Below are 21051 nucleotides of genomic sequence, written 5' to 3'. Positions count from 1 at the left end.
GCGGCCTCTATTTTCAACTAGGAGGCGGCTTCACTCTCAAACAGGCTGTTATCTTCGACTTCTGGAGTGATGCGTTCGAGCGCTTGCTCTTCTTCTACTTCTTCAGCCTCATCAATTTCATCAGCTTGAGTGGCCCCGCTCTCCACTGCGGGCGGGACTTCGCTGTCGATCAGCTGGTGCAATACCGACTCGCTGACAAAGTGGGCGATGGTCGGGCGTACGCGCAACCAAACCTCCGCACTGGTCTCCACTTCTTCACTGCTGAACTGCACCAGACGCAGCTGGCGCAATTTCTTCAGCAGGTTTTTGCGCTCGGCGTGCTTATCCGGCAGGGACATTTTCAGCAGGTTGCGCATGCCCAGTTCCAGGGCTTCCATCGATAGCGCGGCGCAACCACTCTCATCCACCTGCCCTTCCCGCAGCGCTTTATCGTATTCCACTCGCAGGGCGAGAATCGCGGCCACTTCCTGCTGACTGAGGCGGGCGCGGAAGCCGCCGTGGTGCGGCTCTTCCTGATCCGGCAGGCCCGGCACTTCGGCGCCGGGCGGATACACGCGGATAAACTGGAAACGGCTGTCGTGTTGCAAACGCAACCCCAGCGGGGCCAACCACTCGCGCACCAGCTGCTCGCAGCGCTGGAAGCGATCGTAAAGGGTGGTCTCAATTACGCTTTCATCCCGGCAGATAACGCCGTAATCCAACAGGCGCACCAACAGCTCGGAAAATTCGCTGCGGTTCAGGCGACACTGCGCCAGGGCCTCTTCCAAAGCCTGTTCAATCACTGTTTTTCAGCTCCAGGATATATTCGTCAAATTCGGTGAAATAATCATTGCTGGCGATTTCACCGGTAAATTTCACCTGCAGGTCGGCGGCGCCGCTCTGGTTCACCGCCGCTGCTTCGATCACATGGCTCATAGCGAGCAGATCACGCGCATCCCGCAATGGCAGGTTGCGGCTGTTGATCTGGCGGCCGGTGCCGAGGGCATCGCTCAAGTAATCGCGCAGGTTACTGTTGTTGAAATTAAACGCCTGGTCGAGCAGTTGTTGCAGCTCGATCTCGCGGCGGTTCTCTTCACCGATGGGGGTTTCATCTTCGACCCGGGTATTCACCGGCTGGCGGCGGTTGCGCTGCCACAGCTGAGTTTGTTTGGGGTCAAACAGGCGCAACTGGAAGCCACCTAGCTGTTCGCCCAGCTGCTCGAGAATTTGTGTTTTTTGCTGGCTTTCACCGAGACGCTGGCACAGGTCGGCAAATTCACCTTCAGCCTGGCTGTGCAGGTAGCTGAGCTGGCGAATAATAATATCCGCGCGCTTGGTAAAGCCCTGTAGTGCGCGGCGCAAAGCGGGCAACTTTACCTCGCAGGCGCGGCGCATGCGGTCTTCGATGGTATCGAGCATCAGCCACAACAGGGACTGGCCCGGCTGCATCAATTCCGGCAGCAGCTGGCGCAGGCGCTTCTCCCACTCCGCTTTCTGCATATCCTCCTTGCGGCGAATGCAGTCAATCACCCGATTGATGGAATCGCGATGTTTTTCCACGCTGTCCGCAGACAGTCGGATAGCCAGGTCCGGCTGGAAGCGGCTCTCCATAAAGGAGAAAAACTCATCGGTGGCCTGCTGCACCAGCAATTGGGCCTCTGCTTCCCGCACCATTTCCCGCTTGCGCTCTTCCAGCTCGGCGATCATATCGGTGAAATCCGCCACGATACGCTCGGAGTATTCCCAGGCATCGATCAAGTCGTGGATTTCACCTCGGCTGGCAAAGGCTTCCAGGGCATTTAAGGTGTTGCGGGTATTGCGGTGGCGGGTGCGCACACGGGTGCCGTTCACTTCAACCAGCGGCTGAGTAAAAAGGCGGCCCCGGCGGCTAAACGGATAGGTGGCGGTGAGCGTGGCGCTGTCCACCTGCTTCTCCAGCCAACCGAACTCCACCAGGCTGTTCAGTACCCAGACGGCCTGATCGCGCAGGTTGCGGAAGCGGCCCTCAGGGTCCTGCACGCCGTCCTCGCTGTCGAGTTGGGGCGCGCGGGTCAGGGCCTCGGCAAAAATTTCCAGAATCTGTTCGCGCAGCAGAGACTCACCGTAGTCAGCCTTGGCGGTGTACAGACGCTCATACAAAAGACGCAAGCACTCAACCACCTGTTCGCGGTATTTACCGGTCAGCGGGCGGAAGAAGTGCTGGTAGGAATCGACGAAGAACAACGACTATAGGCCCGCTTATTCCTCTTCCGGCTTTTGGTTGAAGACACAATATTTTGTGTAGTCGCGGGTATCGTCAAAAGTCCACTGCCCTTTGGGAATGCCATCCATTTTCTCGCACCAAGCATCGGAACCCCGTTTGGGCTCACAGCCGGTCAGTGCGATAAGGGCGATAACAGCGCTGGTCAGGACAAATACTTTTTTCATGGTTCGCTTCTACAAATGAAATTCGAATTTCACTTCCCCGGCGGCCGCAATGTGCCAAGCCGGGGAAAATCTATCGGTGTCTCAAGTCTATCCGTGTCTCGGAGTACGACCGCGCTATTCGCGACGCCACTTGGTCCCTTCACGGCTATCCTCAAGCACCACACCTTTGGATTTTAACTCTTCGCGAATCTCATCGGCGCGGGCAAAGTCACGGTTCTTCTTGCTCTGTGCGCGCTCTTCGATCAGTGCTTCAACTTCTTCGGCAGAAATGCCTTCATCTCCACCACGGGCCTGTTTGAACCAGGCTTCCGGGTCTTGCTGGAGAATGCCCAGCATATCTGCAGCGGCCAGCAGCAAGCCTTTCAGGCGTGCTTTATCCGCCTCATCGGCTTTGTTCAGGTCGCGGGCAATCTGGTGCAACTCGCTGATGGCGATCGGCGTATTCAGATCGTCTTCCAACGCCTTGATAAAGGCGGTGTCGTTAAGATCTACCGCTTCAGCCTCAACCGCTTCCGTTTCACGCAGTGCGCCATAGAGAGTATCCAGGGTGCGCCATGCCTGATCCAGCAAATCAGCACTGAAATTCAGTTCTGAGCGGTAGTGGGCAGACAGCAGTGCAAAACGCAGCACTTCACCGGGGTATTGGCTCAGCAGGTCTTTGACCATGCGGAAGTTGCCCAGGGATTTGGACATCTTTTCGCCATTGATATTTACATAGCCGTTGTGCATCCAGTAGCGCACAAAATCCACACCATTGGCGCAGCAGCTCTGGGCGCGCTCGTTTTCGTGGTGGGGGAAGGTCAGATCGCGACCGCCGCCATGGATATCGATAGTGTCACCCAGGTGCTTCTTGATCATGGCCGAGCACTCCAGGTGCCAACCCGGGCGCCCACGGCCCCAGGGGCTGTCCCAGCCGGGCTCGTCATCGGCGGACGGCTTCCACAGTACGAAGTCGCCAGCGTACTTTTTGTAAGGCGCTACTTCCACCCGCGCACCGGCGAGCATATCGTCGAGGGAGCGCTTGGACAGCTGGCCGTACTCCTGCATGGATTCCACGGCGAACAGCACATGGCCTTCGGCGGCGTAAGCGTGGCCTTTCTCCAGCAGGCTTTCGATCATCGCGATCATTTCCGGCAAGTGCTGGGTGGCGTAGGGGACAATATCCGGCTCCAGGTTATTGAGCGCGGCCATATCCTCGTAGTAAGCCTGGGCATAGCGCGCTGACAGCACGCCGATTTCCTCGCCGTTATCCCGCGCGGTCTTCATGATTTTGTCGTCAATATCGGTGATATTGCGCGCGTAAATCACATCGCTGAAATTTCTTTTCAGTACCCGGTACAGGGTGTCGAACACCACCACAGGGCGGGCATTACCAATATGCACGCGGTTGTACACGGTGGGGCCACACACATACATGCGCACCTGATCTTTCACCAGTGGTACGAAGGGTTCTTTCTTCCCGGAAAACGTGTTGTAGACCTGTAGAGACATCTTTTCTCTCGAATTCTTTTTGCTGTGTGGCGGGCCAGTCATTGGCCCAGCCGCGAAAACTGCCGCTCGGGCAGCTCTCCGCTTTGCTATTTGTTTTGCTCTTTGGCCCAGCTGTCGCGCAGACCAATGGTGCGGTTAAACACCGGCGCTTCCGCGCTGCCGTATTTGCTGTCGCGACAGAAGTAGCCGTTGCGCTCGAACTGGTAGCCCTGCTCCGGCTCCGCCTTGGCCAGGCCAATCTCGGCCTTACAGCCTTTGAGGACTTGCAGGTTGTCCGGGTTTACGCAGTCGAGGAAGTTCTTACCTCCGGCATCCGGCGCAGCATCATTGAACAGGCGATCGTATAGACGCACTTCGCAATCGACATTGTTGTCCGCAGATACCCAGTGAATAACGCCCTTTGGCTTAACGCCGTCGGCCGGGTCTTTGCCCAGGGTGTCCAGATCAACCGAGCAGATCACCTCAACAATTTCACCGGCATCGTTCTTCACAACTTCTTCAGCAAAGATCACATAGGCGTTGCGCAGGCGAACTTTTTTGCCCAGCACCAGACGCTTGTACTTCTTGTTGGCCTCTTCGCGGAAATCCTCTTTCTCAATATAGAGAGTGCGGCCAAAAGGAAGTTCACGGGCCGGCAGATCATCGCGCACCGGGTGGCCGGGTGCTGACAGCATCTCTTCCTGGCCTTCCGGGTAATTTTTCAGGGTGATCTTCAAAGGCTCCATCACACACATGGCGCGCGGTGCATTTTTATCCAGATCGTCGCGAATGCTGTATTCCAGCATGCCCACATCGACAACTGAGTCGGAGCGGGTTACACCGATCATCTCGCAGAAGTTGCGAATGGAAGCCGGGGTAAAGCCGCGACGGCGCATACCGGACAGGGTCGGCATGCGGGGATCATCCCAGCCGTCCACATGGCCTTCGTCTACCAGCTGCTTGAGCTTGCGCTTGGACACCACGGTGTAGTTGAGGTGCAGGCGTGCAAATTCATACTGACGCGGGCGCGAAGGCACCGGCAGGTTCTCAATCAGCCAATCGTACAGCGGCTTGTGATCTTCAAACTCCAGGGTACAGATGGAGTGGCTGATACCCTCAATCGCATCACACTGTCCGTGAGCGAAATCATAGCTGGGGTAAATGCACCACTTATCACCAGTCTGGTGGTGGGCCATCTTTTTGATGCGGTAGATGATCGGGTCGCGCAGGTTGATATTCGGCGCGGCCATATCGATCTTGGCGCGCAAGCTGCACTGGCCCTCTTCCATTTCACCGTTGCGCATCTTTTCAAACAGCGCCAGGTTTTCCTCGACAGAGCGATCGCGGAAGGGGCTGTTTTTGCCCGGCTCTTTCAGCGTGCCACGATAGTGACGCGCTTCTTCTGCGGACAGGTCGCAGACGTAGGCCTTGCCATCTTTAATCAGGTGCAGCGCCCACTCGTACAATTGATCAAAATTATCCGAGGAGTACTTCGCCTCGCCATTCCACTCAAAACCGAGCCAGGAGACATCGCGCTTAATCGCATCGACAAACTCTTCTTCTTCCTTGGCCGGGTTGGTGTCGTCAAAGCGTAAATTACAGGTGCCACCGAATTCCTGCGCCAGACCAAAATTCAGACAGATGGACTTGGCGTGGCCAATATGCAGGTAGCCGTTGGGCTCCGGCGGGAAGCGGGTCGCGATCTGCGTAACCCGGCCCTCAGTCAGATCTTCACGGATAAGGTTCTGTAAAAAGTGAGCTGGCTTGCTCTCGGATGTCATAGGATTCTCTTAATTTACAGCTGTGCGAACGTAAACGGCGAATTATAACCTACTTGAGAGACAGAATATCGAATTTGAAGGAACGCTTTTCATAGAAATTCACTGCAAGCGTTTGATTTTTGTGCAATTGACACAGATATTCCGACACAGCATTTTACAGCTACAGACTACAAGGTATCATGCCGCCCCAAATCAACCCTCATAGGACATTTTATGATCACCCTTCACACAACCCATGGAGATATAGCCATCGAATTGGATTTCGAAAAGGCACCCAAGACTGCTGCCAACTTTTTGCAGTACTGCCGTGACGATTTCTATACCGGCACTGTCTTCCACCGGGTGATCAACAACTTTATGATCCAAGGTGGCGGCATGACTCCGGACATGCAGCAGAAGGAAACCCGCGATTCCATCGAAAACGAAGCCAACAACGGCTTGAAGAACGACACTGGCACCCTGGCCATGGCCCGCACTATGGACCCGCATTCCGCCAGCTCCCAGTTCTTTATCAATGTTAAGGACAACGATTTCCTGAACTTCCGCAGCGAAGACTCTCAGGGTTGGGGTTACTGCGTATTTGGTAAGGTTGTCGACGGCATGGACGTGGTCAACAAAATCAAAGACGTTAAAACCGGCAGCAAAGGCTTCCACCAGGACGTACCCCTGGAGACTATCGAAATCACCGGTATCAGCATCTCTGACGCCTACGCCGATAAGTAATTCCACGGGTCAGTACCGACTCTAAGGCGGGGACATTGTCTACTTATTTTATTTCTGACTTGCACCTCGACGAAAAACGCCCGGATATAACCCGGGCGTTTTTTGATTTTCTGCACGGGCGAGCTGCCGGTGCTGAGGCGCTATATATTCTCGGCGACTTTTTTGAGGCGTGGGTTGGCGACGACGACGATGCCCCGCTAGCCCGCGAAGTGATTGACGAGTTAAGTCGCTATAGCGGTACCGGCGTAGAGTTGTACCTGATGCACGGCAATCGGGATTTCCTGCTGGGTAGCGACTTCGCCCAGCGCGCGGGAGCCACTTTACTTCAGGACCCGACTGCGTTGTCCCTCGGTAATGAGCGCGTGTTGCTTATGCACGGCGACAGCCTTTGCACCCTCGACAAAGAGTATATGGCGTTCCGCCGCCAGGCCCGGGACCCCAAGTGGCAACAAGAGCTATTGGCCAAGTCCCTACAGGAACGCCGCGCTATTGCCGCGCAGATTCGTATGGCATCCAAGAGTATGAACAGCCGCAAGGCCGAAGACATCATGGATGTAACCCAGGAAGAAGTGGAGCGGGTGATGCTTGAGCACAATGTGCTTCGACTGATCCACGGCCACACCCACCGGCCCGCCCGCCACGCGTTGACGATCAACGGTGAACCGGCGGAGCGTATTGTGCTGGGAGACTGGGATAAGAATGCCTGGTGCCTGAAAGCGGACAACGACTCACTGGAGTTGATTCACTGGCCGATCGGCTAGGAGCCGGCGTTTTGGATGAGGCTCTGCTGTTGCTGCACAGCCTCTACCAATTCCTCAAGCGTCTCCCGCAAACGCTGTACACCCCCAAATTGAAAACCTTTCCCCTGTAAATAAGCGCAATCCATCACTGCCGGCGGTTTCACTTGTGGCTGGGGAGGTAGCGGTCCCTGCTGTCCAGAGATCGATCTTAGAATCTTCACCAACTCGCGACTGCTAACCTGGCAATCACTACAGTTTACTGCCCGCCCCCGGGCATCTTCGTGCTCCAGTAAAAGCTCTACCGCCCGCGCCACATCTTCTCCGTGCACTTCCGTTGAAAGCCGGGAATTTAAATAGGCTTCCCCAGATATCACAGCTCGAGCGATGTCATACCACTTGCTGCGACTTAGTGGACTCACCAGCCCGTAAACTCCAGTTAAGCGCAATGAAACCGCATGCCAGCCACGCTGATACGCCCAAGCAGACAACATGGCTTCCACAGCTGCTTTATAGCCGCCGTAGAAAGTATCCGGCTGAACAACCTGCTCCTCACTTAAAGAACCGCTCAACTTTCCAGTGGCATAAACGGCACGACTGGAAATAAACACAAATTTTTTTACCTTCGCTGCATAGGCATATCGGATTAATGCCAGGGTTTGATTGAGGTTTACATGTAAAAAACCCTCGAGATCTTCCCCCTCCCCATTTCGATAGCGCCCGGGAAGATGCTCGAAAGCTGCATGCACCACCACATCCAGATTGCTGACGAATGTCTGTAGTGTTGTATCAGAAGTAATATCCCCGACACTCCACGCCAATCTGGGTGAAGCAATACTGCGAAAAAGAGCTGCACTTTCCTCCCTGCGCAGTAATGCTCGCACTTCATAGCCCTGCCGTAAAAAATGCCTGACTAGAAATTGCCCCACATAGCCACTCGCACCAGTTATCCCTATTCTCACAATTCCCTCTCTCGATTTTATTTTCTAAGCACGGGCTAACTCATCCAGATCAACGGCGATATCTCGCCCTTCGTAAACCGCCCACCACAAGTCGATCAGGGGCTTGAGCTTTTCAACTTTTGAGTGCTGTTTTTGCCAGGGTTTTTCATATTGGTAGTGAATGACATGAATACTGTCCCACTGCCACAGCTGCGGTAAATTCAGGTAGAGGTATTGCAAGGCGTTATAGATATAAGGCAGGCCGTGCCAACGAGGAAAAAAGGACTGCAAAAATGTCTGGTCTGTGCGCCGCCAGAAAACCCCTGGTCGATCCAGTTGCTCAAGCATTTTTTGGTAGGTCGCTTCACTCGGTACCGCAGTAAACAATCCCGAATTCATACGATGAAATCCATCCAAGTCTTCGTAAAGATTGGGCGCTGCACAAAATTCCGGATAATTCATCAAGTGGTCAATATTGCGCAATACCAGGGTGTCCGCATCCAGGAAAACAAGCTTATCGAATTGGGTCAATTGCCACAGTGCCAATTTGCAAAAGTTATTCAATGGGTCGTGGAAAGCGGGCTTACTACCCTTGTCAAAGGGCGCGCGCCGGTGCAAAGAATCGCGTTTATGGCGATGGATAAACTCATCGGAAAAGCGAGGCGTATAAACTTCTTTTATCTTACAGCCCGCCGCTTCCAATGGCGCTGGATCACAACTGTTCGGTGGCACCATACAAATTAACGGATAGGCACTAGCCGTACGATCCAATGAGTGTTTCAGTGCCTGCGCACCTATCACATAATCAGGACTATTAACCAGGGTCACAAAGGCACATCTTGACATAACAATTGGCTCTAGAGTCCCTATACAGCGTTATTTACAGCGGCGGTAGAATATCTTCAGGTCCGCACAATAATCTGTCACACCAGCGACTTACCATTGCTTCTACTTGTTTTTGTTCAAAGCAATTTTCATTGTAGATAAAGCTCGAGCGCAACTGCTTCCCAAAGACGGTAATAGATAGATAGATGCCATATGGCGTTAAGCGCGTCGCCAGGGGGACAATGCGAATTTTCAAGTGGTCACTCAATTTGACCCAGTCAGAAGTTTCACCGGTATAGACCGCAAAAAAACCTTCCCGATGTTCTTCTGTTTGCAAGAAAGTCACCAAGTAGCAATGGGATGCATCGAGGTGATGGCCAATCAGGCCGTGAGGCCCAATTGCATCAGCAGCATAAACCGTGCGCATGGCATACTTTATCTCCGCAGACAGGCGCGTGAGCTTCTCCTGCCAGGATTCATCCCTACAAACCATCAGGTTGACATACCTGCACATGGGGCCAAACACTTCCCGATACTCTCTCTTTAGCCGAAGGGATAAATTGCCATTCATCCAAAAAGAGTGAGGTATGAATTCACATAAAACTTGCTGAAATGCAGCCGCTAGATAGGCGAAGAGACTCACATTCTCCGAGCTGGCCAATGCCTTTATCTGCTCCAGCTCAATCTCATCTATGTGCTGGATTACTTCACTACAAATAACCGAGGTCTCTTCCGATTGGGGCAACTGCTTTATCTTATCTTTTTGGGATTGCAACTTTTGCTGCCAAAGATTTCGCGCCTTATCCCCCCTCGGCGATCTCAGATAGGTATTTTCATAATTCACATAATCAGCAAAGTCTGCAGTTTCCACCCTGGGTTGATAATCCTTACCCTTCACACTATCCAAATAGTGAGTCAAGGATTCAGACCAGAGGAGTGACAAGCTAATCCCATCGGCAATGATGTGGTGACACTTGGTCAAGAAAATGTATTCATCTTCTCCACTGCGAAGAACACTGAGTCCCAACAATTGGTCCTGCGTCAAATCCATTGGCGAGCTACCAAATTGACGCAAAAAGCTCTCGAAGTGAGTATCACTTATGTGGCGAATGTCGATGTAGTCCAGTTCAATATCTACAAAGGAGCGAACAGCCGGTTCCCCGCTATAACGACAGCGAAAAATCGGATAGGTGTTTACCACCTCTGAAATAGACTTCTTAAACAGTTCAACATCGAATTCTCCTTTGAAAACCATCGCGCGGGTAATTAGGTCGACCAGATCCTTGCGGTGATGCAAATCATAAATACGCTGCTCAGTGATCGATAGGGGGACCTGAGTCGATAAACTCCAACCGGCCATTCTGGTCTCCAAAAATCATTTGCCCGACATGAGATCATTAATGTGCCTGATAAAACTGCACAAGATCATCGGGAACGTTACTTTTAGAATATACAAAACAGTGAGATGACAACGGCGGTATGCTGAAGGCGCAGACAAGATTCTCTTGATTTAAGTCACCGGCACGATGCATGATCTCTACAAACTATAAGGGGCAGGAGTTCCATCCAGGTGATCAATAACCTGAATAAACGCGTATTGATTCTCGGCGGCTACGGTAATTTCGGTGCACGTATTGCACAAATGCTGAGTTCTGAGCCCAATATCCAGCTGATTATTGCCGGCCATAACAAGACACGGGCAGACCGCTGCGCGCAATCACTCGGTGGCCTCGCCGAGGGGTTACGATTGGAGCGGGACTCCATCAACTTGGCTGCGCAACTGAAAGCCTTGCACCTGGATTTATTAATCCACTGCGCAGGCCCCTACCAGAGAGAAACCGATTACCGGGTGGCCAAAGCCTGCATTGAAGCCCGCACACCCTACATCGATATTTCAGATGCACGCCGCTTTGTATGTGATTTTCACCGTCTCTCCCCGGCCGCCGAGGCCGCCGGTATCGCCATGGTATCCGGTGCCAGCAGCCTGCCCGGCCTCAGTTCAGCAGCCATAGTTGAGATCAAGAAAGAGCTACCGGTCATTCGCTCCGTGCAGGCGGCAATTGCTCCGGCACACAAGGTAGAACGCGGCCTCGCCACCGTGCGCTCCGGTTTTGAAGCACTGGGGGAGAGCTTCCCCCAATTGCGGGATGGGCGCTGGAGAGAATCATTTGCCGGCAATCACCTGCGCTCGGTAAGTCTTGCCCACCCTGTGGGAAAACGCTGGCTGTGTGACTTTGAGGTACCCGACCTGGAGTTGTGCCCCAGGTACCTGCCAGATTTAAACACAGCACTATTTTCCACGGGGACAGAGCCCCTGATTCTCCAGGCCGGCCTGTCTTTGTGCGCCCAACTCTCGCGCCTAAATTTGCCCGCTACAAGCTCCCGCATCGCACAGATTGCCCATAAATTGAGTGCCCGCTGGCCTGGTGGCAGCTCTCACGGCGGCATGATTGTCCGCGCACTGGGTGAAGATGCTGACGGTAGGACAGCTGGTAGGCAGTGGCAAATACTCGGAATGGATGGCGATGGCGTCTGGATTCCTGCAGCACCCGCAGTGGCTTTAGCGAGAAAATTCCTTCGCGGTGAGATTTCAGACAGTGGCGCGCGCGCATGCTGGCAACTATTGAAGCTGGATGAAATTCTGGATGAACTGAAGGATTACTCCATCGTCACTGCCATCGAGTTTTTACCTGCAGAGCAAAATTCACTGCCTGCGTTGGCGGCGAGCTAGGGGAAAAAGCCCTTTAGTTGACCTTATCAAGGCAGAACCCTTACAAATGATCTAGGTTCAGTATCGGAACTTTATGTAACGATGCTGAACCTGATTTTATGAGTAGCTCCAACCCCTGGTGCGCCTATTCCGGCCGGAATGGTATAAAGCGCGCAATAATCCCCATTACCGCTCTCATCCTGACCCCGTTCTTCTTGGTGCTCACGTTTACAGACAGCGCCTGGTGGCTGGTGGCTCTACTGATTAGCGTTTCACTGGTACTACTGGGAATCTACGATATGCTCCAACCCCACTGGAGCATTACGCGGAACTTCCCGGTTGCCGGCCGCATTCGCTGGATATTCCTGAACCTGCGTCCCTATTTCCGCGCCTATATGGTCGAGGGTGATGAGGAGGGGCGCCCTTACAGCATTGAAGCCCAACGACTGGTGTACGCCCGCTCTGAAGGTTTTTCCGATATGCATCCGTTCGGCACTGAAAAAGATGTGCAGAGTGAGGAATATACCTGGCTCACTCACTCGGTGAAGCCCGAAAAAAATGCAGACACTTCCTGCCGTACTGAAGTGGGCACGGGCCGCTGCAAACAGCCCTACTCCGCCGCCCTGTTAAATATCTCTGCCATGAGCTTTGGCGCTCTGTCCGCTGCCGCAGTAGAAGCCTTGAATAAGGGAGCCTCAATTGGCGGCTTCTATCACGATACCGGTGAGGGAGGTATCAGCCCCTATCACCGCAAGCACGGCGGCGACCTAGTGTGGGAATTGGGTACCGGTTATTTCGGTGCGCGCAACGATGACGGCAGCTTTAACCCGGATCTATTCCGCGAGGCCTGCAACGATCAGGTCAAAATGACGGAAATTAAATTGAGCCAAGGCGCCAAACCAGGGCACGGTGGGGTTTTACCCGGCGCCAAAGTTACCCAGGAGATCGCTTCCACCCGCAAGGTTACACCCGGGCAGAACTGCGTTTCCCCTCGCGCGCACTCCATGTTCTCCACCCCCATTGAAATGCTTGAATTCGCCGAGCAAATGCGCGAACTCTCCGGCGGCAAACCGGTAGGCATAAAACTTTGTGTAGGGCACATCTACGAAGTGATGGCCATTATGAAGGCCATGCACGAGACCGGGAAACTGGTGGACTTTATTGTTGTGGACGGCGCCGAAGGCGGCACCGGCGCAGCGCCGCTGGAGCTGTCCAACCACGTGGGCATGCCGCTGCTGGAAGGGTTGATTATCGTACGAAATGCCCTGGTAGGGGCGGGCCTGAAAGACAAAGTGAAGTTGGCTGCCAGCGGCAAGGTTTATTCCGCGTCCGGCCTGGCACAATGCCTGGCCATTGGCGCTGACTGGTGCAATGCGGCGCGGGCATTTATGTTTTCCGTGGGCTGTATCCAGTCCCAGCGCTGCCATACGGATACCTGCCCAACTGGTGTTACCACCCAGGATCCTCGGCGCCAGCGCGGGCTGGTGGTGGATGTGCAGAGTAAAAGGGCGGCTGCTTTCCAGGCAAAAACTCTCGAAGCACTGGGGGATATAGTGGCCGGCGCAGGGCTTACCGATCCCCGGGACCTGAAACCCTATCACCTGGTTCACCGAATTAATGGCGCAGAATCCAGGCCGATAGATCGTATCTGGCATTTTCTCGACACCAACTCCCTAATCGACGCACCGGAAGATACGCCCTACTGGCACTGGTGGCTGGCCGCACAGGCAGACAGTTTTCAGCCTGCGATCAAGCTCGAAGAAGGCAAGTACGCGTCAATCCGCCGCGCTATTAACCGCTAGCCCCACCCAATCTGTGGAGACTGCTATGCAGACCGTTTCAGAAATTATTGTCGATACACTGGTCAAGGCCGGCGCCAAGCGGTGTTACGGCATTGTCGGCGATACCATCAATCACTTCACATCAGCGGTGCGCACTTCCGATTTGGAGTGGATACATGTGCGCCATGAGGAAGTGGGCGCTTTCGCCGCTGGGGGTGAGTCTTACCTTACCGGTGAACTGAGCGTCTGCGCCGGAACTGCTGGACCCGGCAGCCTGCACTTTATCAATGGCATTTTTGAAAGCCATCGCAATGGCGCCCCGGTGGTACTGATTGCCTCTCGAATCGACCGTGCGGAACAGGGATTCGGCTATCCACAGGAAGTGGACCAGCAAAAGCTCTACGAACAGTGTTCGGTCTTCTGTGAAACCATGACCCACCCGGAACAAGCCCGTCGAATGATTGTGCAGGCGGCACAAACTGCGCTTACTCGCGGTGGTGTCGCGGTGGTGCAAATTAGCGGCGACTTGTTCAAGGAGAAGAGCAAAGACAGTCTGCCCTGGTCGGTACATCGCCCTGAATGGCTAGCGCGTCCGTCTGACTCTGAGCTCGACGCCCTGGCAAAGAAAATCAACGCCGCAAAAAATATCACTATTTACGGCGGTATCGGCTGCCGTCACGCTCACGATGAAGTAGTAAAACTGGGGCAACACCTGGCCGCTCCTATTGCCCACACCACCAAGTCGAAAGAGTTTCTCGAATACGACAACCCCTGCCATGTGGGCATGACCGGGATTCTCGGCAATCCCGCAGGCTACCGGGCCATGGAGACTTGTGACCTGTTACTATGTCTGGGTACCGATTTTGCCTACACCCAGTTCTACCCGGAAAAAGCCACCATTATTCAAATTGATGCGGAAGCGCCGCACCTGGGGCGACGCGCTCCTGTGGATATGGGCCTGGTAGGGCATGTGGGTCCCACCATTGAAGCCCTCTTGCCCCGATTAAAGGCCCGCACCGATAGCACCTTCCTCGATGACCTTCTCGAACGATACAAAAAAGATCGGGAAGAGATGAAGAGCCGCGGCAAAGAGAAAGACCCCAGCCTGATCCACCCTCAATTTGTCGCCCAGACACTCAACAAGCTGGCCGATGAGGATGCCGTATTCACCGCCGATGGTGGCGCCTGTATGGTTTGGATGCTCCGCGACCTCACTGCCAACGGCAAACGCTCATTTCTCACCAGCCTTTCCCATGGCACCATGGCCAACGCCTACCCCCAAGCCCTGGGCATGGCCAAAGCCTATCCCGGGCGCCAGGTCATCGCTATGTGCGGCGACGGTGGTATGACCATGTTAATGGGAGACTTGCTGACACTGGTGCAAGAAAAAATCCCGTTAAAAGTCCTGGTATTTAACAATAACTCCCTCGGCTTCGTAGAGATGGAGCAGCGCATTGAGGGGCTACTCGACAGCTATACCGACTTACATAACCCGGACTTCGGCCGCGTTGCCGAAGCTTGTGGCATCAGTGGTGCCAGTATCGAGAGTGCGGATCAGCTTGAGGACAGCATGAAGCGCTGGCTCGCTACTGACGGGCCGGCACTACTCAGCGTACCGACGAACCGCGTGGAACTGGTGATGCCGCCGGAAGTTACGGCACAGCAAGTCACCTCCACCGCACTGTTCGGACTTAAGGCAATACTCAACGGCCGCGCAGATGAGGTGGTAGATCTTTTGCGAGACAATTTCCTGCGCTGAGACTTTTTAGCAGGCTAAAACAAAAGGTTTGTGCGGCACTCATGCATCATTTCGGACAGCAACGCCATAACAGCATGCTGGCCCTGATCGCCAGCAGTGAAGTCGACGACAACAGCGCTCCCGGCCGCGCCGCCATGAGGCTACGGGCAGAGTTATCAGAGCGAAAAATTGACGTAATAACAACCACCAGCGGTAGTGATGCCTGCGCCATACTGAGTACTAACACCGCGATCCAATGCCTGCTGATTAATTGGACCCTGCCCGGTGAAGCGAAATGCCCCGCCCTGGTTGTATTGGAAGAACTTCGCGCCCGCAATCCCCAAATGCCGGTATTCCTTCTGGCAGATCAGCAGACTGTCAGCACCATGCCGCGACGGGCCCTGGAATTAGCCAACGATTTTATCTGGATGCTGGAAGATACCCCGACCTTTATCGGCGGTCGCATCCAGAGCGCAATTGAAAGATACCGCCACGCCATTCTTCCCCCCATGTTTCGCGCCCTGACCCACTTTGCCCGGGTCCATGAATATTCATGGCATACACCCGGCCATACTGGGGGAACAGCTTTTCTCAAATCCCCTGCGGGTCGCGCTTTTTACGATTTCTTTGGGGAAAATATGTTGCGCTCGGACCTGTCTGTTTCTGTAACAGAGCTGGGATCGCTTTTGGATCACTCGGGCCCCATTGCCAAGGGAGAGCAATATGCAGCAAAAGTATTTGGTGCGGATCGCACTTACTATGTAACCAATGGCTCTTCGACATCGAATAGAGTGATATTGATGGCATCGGTTACCCGGGGACAATTGGCTCTGTGCGATCGAAACTGCCATAAATCCGTTGAACACGCGATCACCATGTCAGGTGCAGTTCCAACCTACCTGATTCCCCTACGCAACAATTACGGCCTCATAGGCCCTGTCCCTCCCCAACAGTTGACGGCCAGCTCTGTTGCCAATGCTATTCGGCAAAACCCTTTGTCCAAGCACGCCCAAAATTCCCGTGCCGTTCACGCAGTCATTACTAATTCCACCTACGATGGTCTCTGTTACAACGTGCGCAGAGTGGAAGAACTTCTCGGCGAGTCCGTTGACCGCCTGCACTTTGACGAAGCCTGGTACTCATACGCTCGATTTAATCCTATCTATCGAGATCGCTTCGCGATGTACGATTTGGGCGAATCCGACGCGAAAAATGGCCCGAGCAAATTTGCCACTCAGTCAACACATAAATTACTCGCCGCATTGTCCCAGGCATCGATGATTCACATTCGCGATGGGCGTAAACCCATTGAGCATGGGCGCTTTAATGAAGCCTTTATGATGCATGCCTCAACCTCCCCACTTTACTCCATCATGGCCTCCAATGATGTGAGCGCAGCAATGATGGATGGGCCGGGTGGAAAAGCATTAACAGAGGAGTCAATTGCTGAGGCCGTAGCGTTCCGACAAGTATTGTCCCGTTTGCAACAGGAGTATCGCGATAAAGAAGAGTGGTTCTTCGGAGGTTGGCAGCCTGAGCATGTCACCGACCCCAGTAACGGGCACAACTACGCCTTTCACAGCGCCCCAGCAGAGCTCCTGTGTCATGAGCCCAGCTGCTGGCTATTAGACCCCGGCGAGTCATGGCATGGATTTGGTGATATTGAGCCAGATTACTGCATGTTGGACCCGATTAAAGTATCGATTACTACCCCAGGGATAAACCCTGATGGCAAACTGTCTGCATCTGGAATACCTGCCAACATCGTCAGTAAATACCTGGACAATCTCGGCATTATCGTGGAAAAAACTACCGATTTTACGATTTTGTTCCTGTTTTCTATCGGTATTACCAAGGGTAAGTGGGGCACTCTAATCAATGCTTTACTGGCCTTTAAGCGCGACTTCGATGCCAACCGGCCCTTAAGTGAATGCCTGCCAAACCTTTTAAAAAAGTCCCCAGGCTATCGCAATATCGGGCTGCGCGACCTTGCAGACAATATGTTTGCTTCCATGAAAAAATTACAGACCACAGTGCAAATGTCTGCGGGATTTTCAGCCTTACCTAGAGCTGACTGCAGTCCGGTACAAGCTTATGAAACCCTGGTTCGCGGCGATGTGGAAATGCTTCCGCTAAGCAAGTTACCGGGACGTACCGCAGCCACCGGCGTTGTACCCTACCCTCCAGGTATTCCTCTGTTAATGCCCGGAGAAAATTTTGGCGATGAAGACAGTCCGGCATTGATTTACTTGAGAACTCTGGAAGCCTTCGACCAGAAATTTCCAGGCTTTACCCACGATAACCACGGAGTAGAGGTGCGGGACGGCCATTATCATATTTACGCCCTGCGGGGAGACTCGCCATAGGCTCGCCTATCAAAGAGGAGCATAAAATAGGCTTAGTGCCCGCAACCCTGATGGTTGCAGGCAATATGATGGGCTCCGGGGTTTTTATGCTCCCCGCCAATCTCGCCGCAGTCGGCAGTATTTCTTTGATCGGCTGGTTGATAACCATTGTCGGCGCTATCTCCCTGGCCCTGGTATTTGCCAAGCTCGCCGCTATCTATCCCGCAGCCGGCGGCCCTTACGCCTATGCCAGCCGCGCTTTTGGCGATTACATTGGCTACCAAACCAACCTGGTTTACTGGCTGGCCAATGTAATCGGTAACGTTGCGCTGATTACTGCAGGCCTGGGCTATCTGACCCATTTTTTTCCACCGTTAAAAGACCCACTGACTTTTGCCATGGCCCAGGTTGCCATGGTCTGGCTGCTAACTTACGCCAATGTACTGGGCCCGCGCACCGTCGGTCGCATCCAATCCCTCACCACCGGCCTGGTTTTGCTTCCAATCCTCGGCACCGCTATTTTTGGCTGGTTCTGGTTCGACCAGCAAAACTTTACCAGCAGCTGGAATGTCTCAGGCAAAAGCGACCCCAGTGCTATAATGGCCAGCCTGACCTTCACGCTCTGGGCCTTTATTGGGGTGGAAACCGCCTCTGTATCCGCCGCAGTGGTAAAAGACCCTACCAAGAACGTCCCAATCGCAACGGTTGGGGGAGTTATCCTGGCTTCTATTGCCTATGTACTCAGCTCATCGGTCATTATGGGGATGCTGCCGAACCAGGAATTAATCAGCTCCTCCGCTCCCTTTGCCGATGCTGCTCGCCTGGCACTGGGAAATACTGCGGCCAATGTCGTAGCCCTGTGCGCCGCTATTGGCTGTATCGGTTCATTGGGCGGCTGGATACTGTTGGTGGGGCAGTCTGCCAAGGCGGCGGCAGATGATGGCCTGTTTGCAGCACTATTTGCCCGCACCAATAACAAAGGCGTGCCTACCGGCGGATTAACTCTGGTGGCCGTGCTGATGTCTGTATTGATACTTACCACCATATCGCCAACGGCCAGCCAGCAGTTTGGCAAAATTGCCTCTGTCGCTGTGATTATGACACTGATGCCCTATATCTATTCAGCGGTAGCTTTGCGGGTTTTGGCCTACGGCAAAATGCCGCCTCAGCAGTACGGACTGTTTACCGTGATTTTGCTGATTGCAGCGGTGTACTGCCTTGTAGCCCTGGTGGGATCTGACGGGCAACAAACCCGCTGGTCCCTGATCTTTGTGATTGCGACAGTCATTTTTTATGCGCTAATTTTAAATCGCCGTCGCAGCGTTGAAGAAAAGCACTTTCTACCCGGTGGGCCAGAACCAGCCTGGGTTCACTACTTCACTCTCTTTGCCACAATTGCTGCCCTGTGCCTGTTCTTCTGGTTTTCCGTAGGGCAATACCCGGACTTGGAATTGCGCCTGCGCGCACCCAACCCCTCGGGTCATCATCTTGAGAGGCACATTGAACCCTAGACTCAGCAGGCTAGCGCCCTCTCGATGGTTTCCGCGGTAATTTCAGTAATCCCTTGGGAGTTGGATTCACGGTTACCCGCCACATTGAGCGTCTGCGGACGATTCTTGAGGATAAAGTCGCGCACCAGTTGTACCCGATCGGCATCAGTCGGATTGACTACCAAGTGTGGTTTCCCCGATGCCTGGCAGAACTCAATAGTAAACAGGGTACCATCACTACTGGGATTGGTTGTGAAGATAACAGTGGCATCAGAGTTGCGGATATTCTCACGAGTACGCTCTTCCAGATCCGGGGACGTGTTTTCAACCAGCCCAAGCCCTTTCAGAAAATCCGGCCGATCACCGATCTCAGTCCAGTAACCCTGCGGTGCTGTGCCACCGGTGGCAATTCCCAGGCGCTGCCCTGCCAGCAAGCCGCCGGTATCCGCCCCTGTCTGACCACCACTGATAATTTTCTCCGGTCGGAAGATCACTTTTCTCCCCCATATCGTTTATCGTCCTACTAGCTCGAGCTAGCAGATATCAAGGCAGCGATAATTGGCATTGAAATTAACGACCGCAGCCACTAATTTATCTCCAACTTTAGTCTGGCCGGCAGCTCTGTGAATTACTATCTGATACTGAAAACACTGCATATTCTCTGCGCCATAATCGTACTCGGCACAGGGACCGGCATCGCTTGGTACACCCTGAGGGGCTGGCTGTCCGGAAATGCCCAAGTTATGCAGTGGGTCAGCCGGGAGACGGTACAAGCAGACTGGATATTTACCGGATCGGCGGTAATTGGTCTATTCGGCAGCGCGGTGGGTATGCTGCTGATTAATCCAGGCTGGATGCTACAAGCCTGGCTGCAATTAGCCGCCGGTCTCAGCGCAACCGTGTTCTTGTTGTGGCTGCCGGTTGTTTACCTTCAGTACCAGCTGCGTAAACATGCCAAAGAAGAAGGTAATATAGACAAAATGCGCAAGCTAATGATGGCTTGGTGCCTGCTCGGGGCTATCGCATTTCCCATGACCGTTGTCATTGTCTATCTGATGGTGTCTAAGCCGGCACTATAAGGACTCATGCCAGGCCATTACCTCTTCGCCCCCCTGAGGGTCTTATAGCTCGCTCGATGGCCAACATCTTTCCATTGCCGCTTGAAGTCATCCAGGACTACGCCAGACACAATTTCTGCATTACCTTCCGCACTTTTATCCAAACGATGTATCGCTTCTTTCTTACATAGCGGAACAATAATCGCCGAGCGTTCATGCCGGTCCATTCTCAACAGACGGCTGCGAATATGCTCTGCCTCACCACCGGTACAACTTGCATCTGTAATCACAAATACATTGGTATCACTGTCTAGATCCGAAGCTATAGTGCCAAAACCGAGATCAAACTGCCGAAATACCACCCCTTTGAACAACCCCTCCCCCACTTCCGAACCCGTTATAAAGGGCCAGGCATGCGCCAGGGTCCACAAGTAGGATTTACTTAAGACATATTGCAGGTGCTGATTGCGAACAAGCCCCAACTGGAATTGACGCTCAAAGGTTTCATCATTCAACTTGGCTTTACTGCAAATGGCCTTGGGAATGAGCTCCCCTTTGTAGCTGGTGGTCGGGATAACCACGATAAAATCATCAGCATCCCGCTTTTTCTCCAACGCCTTAAGAATGGTCGCCTGTAGATGTAAGACAAATTCCTCGGTGGTAATTACATCGTGTGGCAGCGCTGCGTTGTCCATTGCCAGGTTCATATAAAGTGTTTCTGCTCTATATGCCTGAATAATCGGCTCCAGCTCTTCTCGACTAAACAACAACTTTTCATCGAGGATTGCCTGCTCATTAATTTTCTTTGCATAGCAATCTATCAACAGCTGGTCTGCGGCATAGATACCGAAATTTCCCGAACCGACACAGCGGAAGTATTCCTCATCTTGCATCGACAAAAATCGCTCAACCACAGCCCGACTTATGTCCCGGCCAAACAGCTCATAAAGCGCATCCTCTTGCCTTGGCAAAAAATATTCTTCCGGGTCAATCAACCGCTGAGATCGTTTAAGAACCACTTAAGCACACCTAATTCTTGATCCACT

General features: G+C 53.5%; 18 protein-coding genes. 8 read left to right on the top strand and 10 right to left on the bottom strand.

Features of this window, described 5'->3' with window-relative positions:
* Positions 1–17: 17 nt before the first annotated feature.
* The 5 genes from ACJJIL_RS07150 to ACJJIL_RS07130 form a co-directional block, all read right to left on the bottom strand.
* Positions 18–782, bottom strand: a complete 765-nt coding sequence (locus tag ACJJIL_RS07150) for a DUF4194 domain-containing protein (protein WP_444911089.1) — start codon at positions 780–782, stop codon at positions 18–20.
* Positions 775–2202 (bottom strand): Wadjet anti-phage system protein JetA family protein, encoded by a 1428-nt coding sequence (locus ACJJIL_RS07145; RefSeq protein WP_445361535.1) that lies wholly within the window; start codon positions 2200–2202, stop codon positions 775–777. Before ACJJIL_RS07145 ends, ACJJIL_RS07150 begins: the two co-directional genes overlap by 8 nt.
* A gap of 15 nt (positions 2203–2217) precedes the next feature.
* Positions 2218–2406: a DUF3012 domain-containing protein gene (locus ACJJIL_RS07140; protein ID WP_108733723.1), complete on the bottom strand. Its 189-nt coding sequence runs from the start codon at positions 2404–2406 to the stop codon at positions 2218–2220.
* A gap of 114 nt (positions 2407–2520) precedes the next feature.
* Entirely contained in the window at positions 2521–3897 is a 1377-nt protein-coding gene (cysS, locus tag ACJJIL_RS07135; RefSeq protein ID WP_445361534.1) for a cysteine--tRNA ligase, read from the bottom strand.
* A gap of 86 nt (positions 3898–3983) precedes the next feature.
* Positions 3984–5657 (bottom strand): glutamine--tRNA ligase/YqeY domain fusion protein, encoded by a 1674-nt coding sequence (locus ACJJIL_RS07130; RefSeq protein ID WP_445361533.1) that lies wholly within the window; start codon positions 5655–5657, stop codon positions 3984–3986.
* A gap of 213 nt (positions 5658–5870) precedes the next feature.
* Between ACJJIL_RS07130 and ACJJIL_RS07125 the strand changes: the two genes are divergently transcribed.
* A complete protein-coding gene (locus tag ACJJIL_RS07125; RefSeq protein WP_108733726.1) occupies positions 5871–6380 on the top strand; it encodes a peptidylprolyl isomerase in 510 nt (169 codons plus the stop codon).
* Between the two features lie 35 nt (positions 6381–6415).
* Positions 6416–7141 carry a UDP-2,3-diacylglucosamine diphosphatase gene (locus ACJJIL_RS07120; protein ID WP_445361532.1) on the top strand — a complete coding sequence of 242 codons (726 nt, stop codon included), beginning with the start codon at positions 6416–6418 and terminating at the stop codon, positions 7139–7141.
* Here ACJJIL_RS07120 and ACJJIL_RS07115 read toward each other — a convergent pair.
* From ACJJIL_RS07115 to ACJJIL_RS07105, 3 genes are read right to left on the bottom strand one after another with little or no spacing between them, the layout of a single operon-like run.
* A complete protein-coding gene (locus tag ACJJIL_RS07115) occupies positions 7138–8079 on the bottom strand; it encodes an NAD-dependent epimerase/dehydratase family protein (protein WP_445361531.1) in 942 nt (313 codons plus the stop codon). The genes ACJJIL_RS07120 and ACJJIL_RS07115 overlap by 4 nt on opposite strands.
* 24 nt (positions 8080–8103) lie before the next feature.
* Complete coding sequence (locus ACJJIL_RS07110) at positions 8104–8904, bottom strand: glycosyltransferase (RefSeq protein WP_445361530.1); 801 nt, start codon at positions 8902–8904, stop codon at positions 8104–8106.
* Positions 8905–8938: 34 nt separating this feature from the next.
* Positions 8939–10243, bottom strand: coding sequence for a condensation domain-containing protein (locus ACJJIL_RS07105; protein WP_445361529.1), 1305 nt, complete (start codon positions 10241–10243; stop codon positions 8939–8941).
* A gap of 210 nt (positions 10244–10453) precedes the next feature.
* Here ACJJIL_RS07105 and ACJJIL_RS07100 point away from each other — a divergent pair, with 210 nt between their 5' ends.
* The 5 genes from ACJJIL_RS07100 to adiC all read left to right on the top strand — a co-directional run bounded on the left by ACJJIL_RS07100 (position 10454) and on the right by adiC (position 18968).
* Positions 10454–11614 carry a saccharopine dehydrogenase family protein gene (locus ACJJIL_RS07100; protein WP_445361528.1) on the top strand — a complete coding sequence of 387 codons (1161 nt, stop codon included), beginning with the start codon at positions 10454–10456 and terminating at the stop codon, positions 11612–11614.
* A gap of 98 nt (positions 11615–11712) precedes the next feature.
* A complete protein-coding gene (locus ACJJIL_RS07095; protein ID WP_445361527.1) occupies positions 11713–13395 on the top strand; it encodes an FMN-binding glutamate synthase family protein in 1683 nt (560 codons plus the stop codon).
* Between the two features lie 25 nt (positions 13396–13420).
* A complete protein-coding gene (locus ACJJIL_RS07090; RefSeq protein ID WP_444911097.1) occupies positions 13421–15133 on the top strand; it encodes a thiamine pyrophosphate-dependent enzyme in 1713 nt (570 codons plus the stop codon).
* Positions 15134–15174: 41 nt separating this feature from the next.
* Positions 15175–17478, top strand: a complete 2304-nt coding sequence (locus ACJJIL_RS07085) for an Orn/Lys/Arg family decarboxylase (RefSeq protein ID WP_444958128.1) — start codon at positions 15175–15177, stop codon at positions 17476–17478.
* Positions 17475–18968, top strand: coding sequence for an arginine/agmatine antiporter (gene adiC / locus ACJJIL_RS07080; protein ID WP_445361993.1), 1494 nt, complete (start codon positions 17475–17477; stop codon positions 18966–18968). The genes ACJJIL_RS07085 and adiC overlap by 4 nt, the downstream gene beginning before the upstream one ends.
* Positions 18969–18970: 2 nt before the next feature.
* Here adiC and ACJJIL_RS07075 read toward each other — a convergent pair whose 3' ends face one another.
* Positions 18971–19441, bottom strand: coding sequence for a YpsA SLOG family protein (locus ACJJIL_RS07075; RefSeq protein WP_445361526.1), 471 nt, complete (start codon positions 19439–19441; stop codon positions 18971–18973).
* Positions 19442–19570: 129 nt separating this feature from the next.
* Between ACJJIL_RS07075 and ACJJIL_RS07070 the strand changes: the two genes are divergently transcribed.
* A complete protein-coding gene (locus ACJJIL_RS07070; protein WP_445361525.1) occupies positions 19571–20026 on the top strand; it encodes a DUF2269 family protein in 456 nt (151 codons plus the stop codon).
* 17 nt (positions 20027–20043) lie between these two features.
* Here ACJJIL_RS07070 and ACJJIL_RS07065 read toward each other — a convergent pair whose 3' ends face one another.
* On the bottom strand, positions 20044–21024 hold the full coding sequence (locus tag ACJJIL_RS07065; protein WP_445361524.1) for a hypothetical protein: 981 nt from the start codon (positions 21022–21024) through the stop codon (positions 20044–20046).
* Between the last annotated feature and the right edge of the window lie 27 nt (positions 21025–21051).

The sequence above is a fragment of the Microbulbifer maximicatervae (SeqCode) genome, assembly GCF_052468095.1.
This window is presented reverse-complemented; position numbering and strand designations above follow the sequence as displayed.

Excerpts from the sequence above, each read along its gene's own strand:
- ACJJIL_RS07140 (WP_108733723.1), bottom strand. The coding sequence starts at position 2,406 with ATGAAAAAAGTATTTGTCCTGACCAGCGCTGTTATCGCCCTTATCGCA.
- cysS (WP_445361534.1), bottom strand. The coding sequence starts at position 3,897 with ATGTCTCTACAGGTCTACAACACGTTTTCCGGGAAGAAAGAACCCTTC.
- ACJJIL_RS07130 (WP_445361533.1), bottom strand. The coding sequence starts at position 5,657 with ATGACATCCGAGAGCAAGCCAGCTCACTTTTTACAGAACCTTATCCGT.
- ACJJIL_RS07125 (WP_108733726.1), top strand. The coding sequence starts at position 5,871 with ATGATCACCCTTCACACAACCCATGGAGATATAGCCATCGAATTGGAT.
- ACJJIL_RS07110 (WP_445361530.1), bottom strand. The coding sequence starts at position 8,904 with ATGTCAAGATGTGCCTTTGTGACCCTGGTTAATAGTCCTGATTATGTG.
- ACJJIL_RS07105 (WP_445361529.1), bottom strand. The coding sequence starts at position 10,243 with ATGGCCGGTTGGAGTTTATCGACTCAGGTCCCCCTATCGATCACTGAG.
- ACJJIL_RS07095 (WP_445361527.1), top strand. The coding sequence starts at position 11,713 with ATGAGTAGCTCCAACCCCTGGTGCGCCTATTCCGGCCGGAATGGTATA.
- ACJJIL_RS07090 (WP_444911097.1), top strand. The coding sequence starts at position 13,421 with ATGCAGACCGTTTCAGAAATTATTGTCGATACACTGGTCAAGGCCGGC.
- ACJJIL_RS07085 (WP_444958128.1), top strand. The coding sequence starts at position 15,175 with ATGCATCATTTCGGACAGCAACGCCATAACAGCATGCTGGCCCTGATC.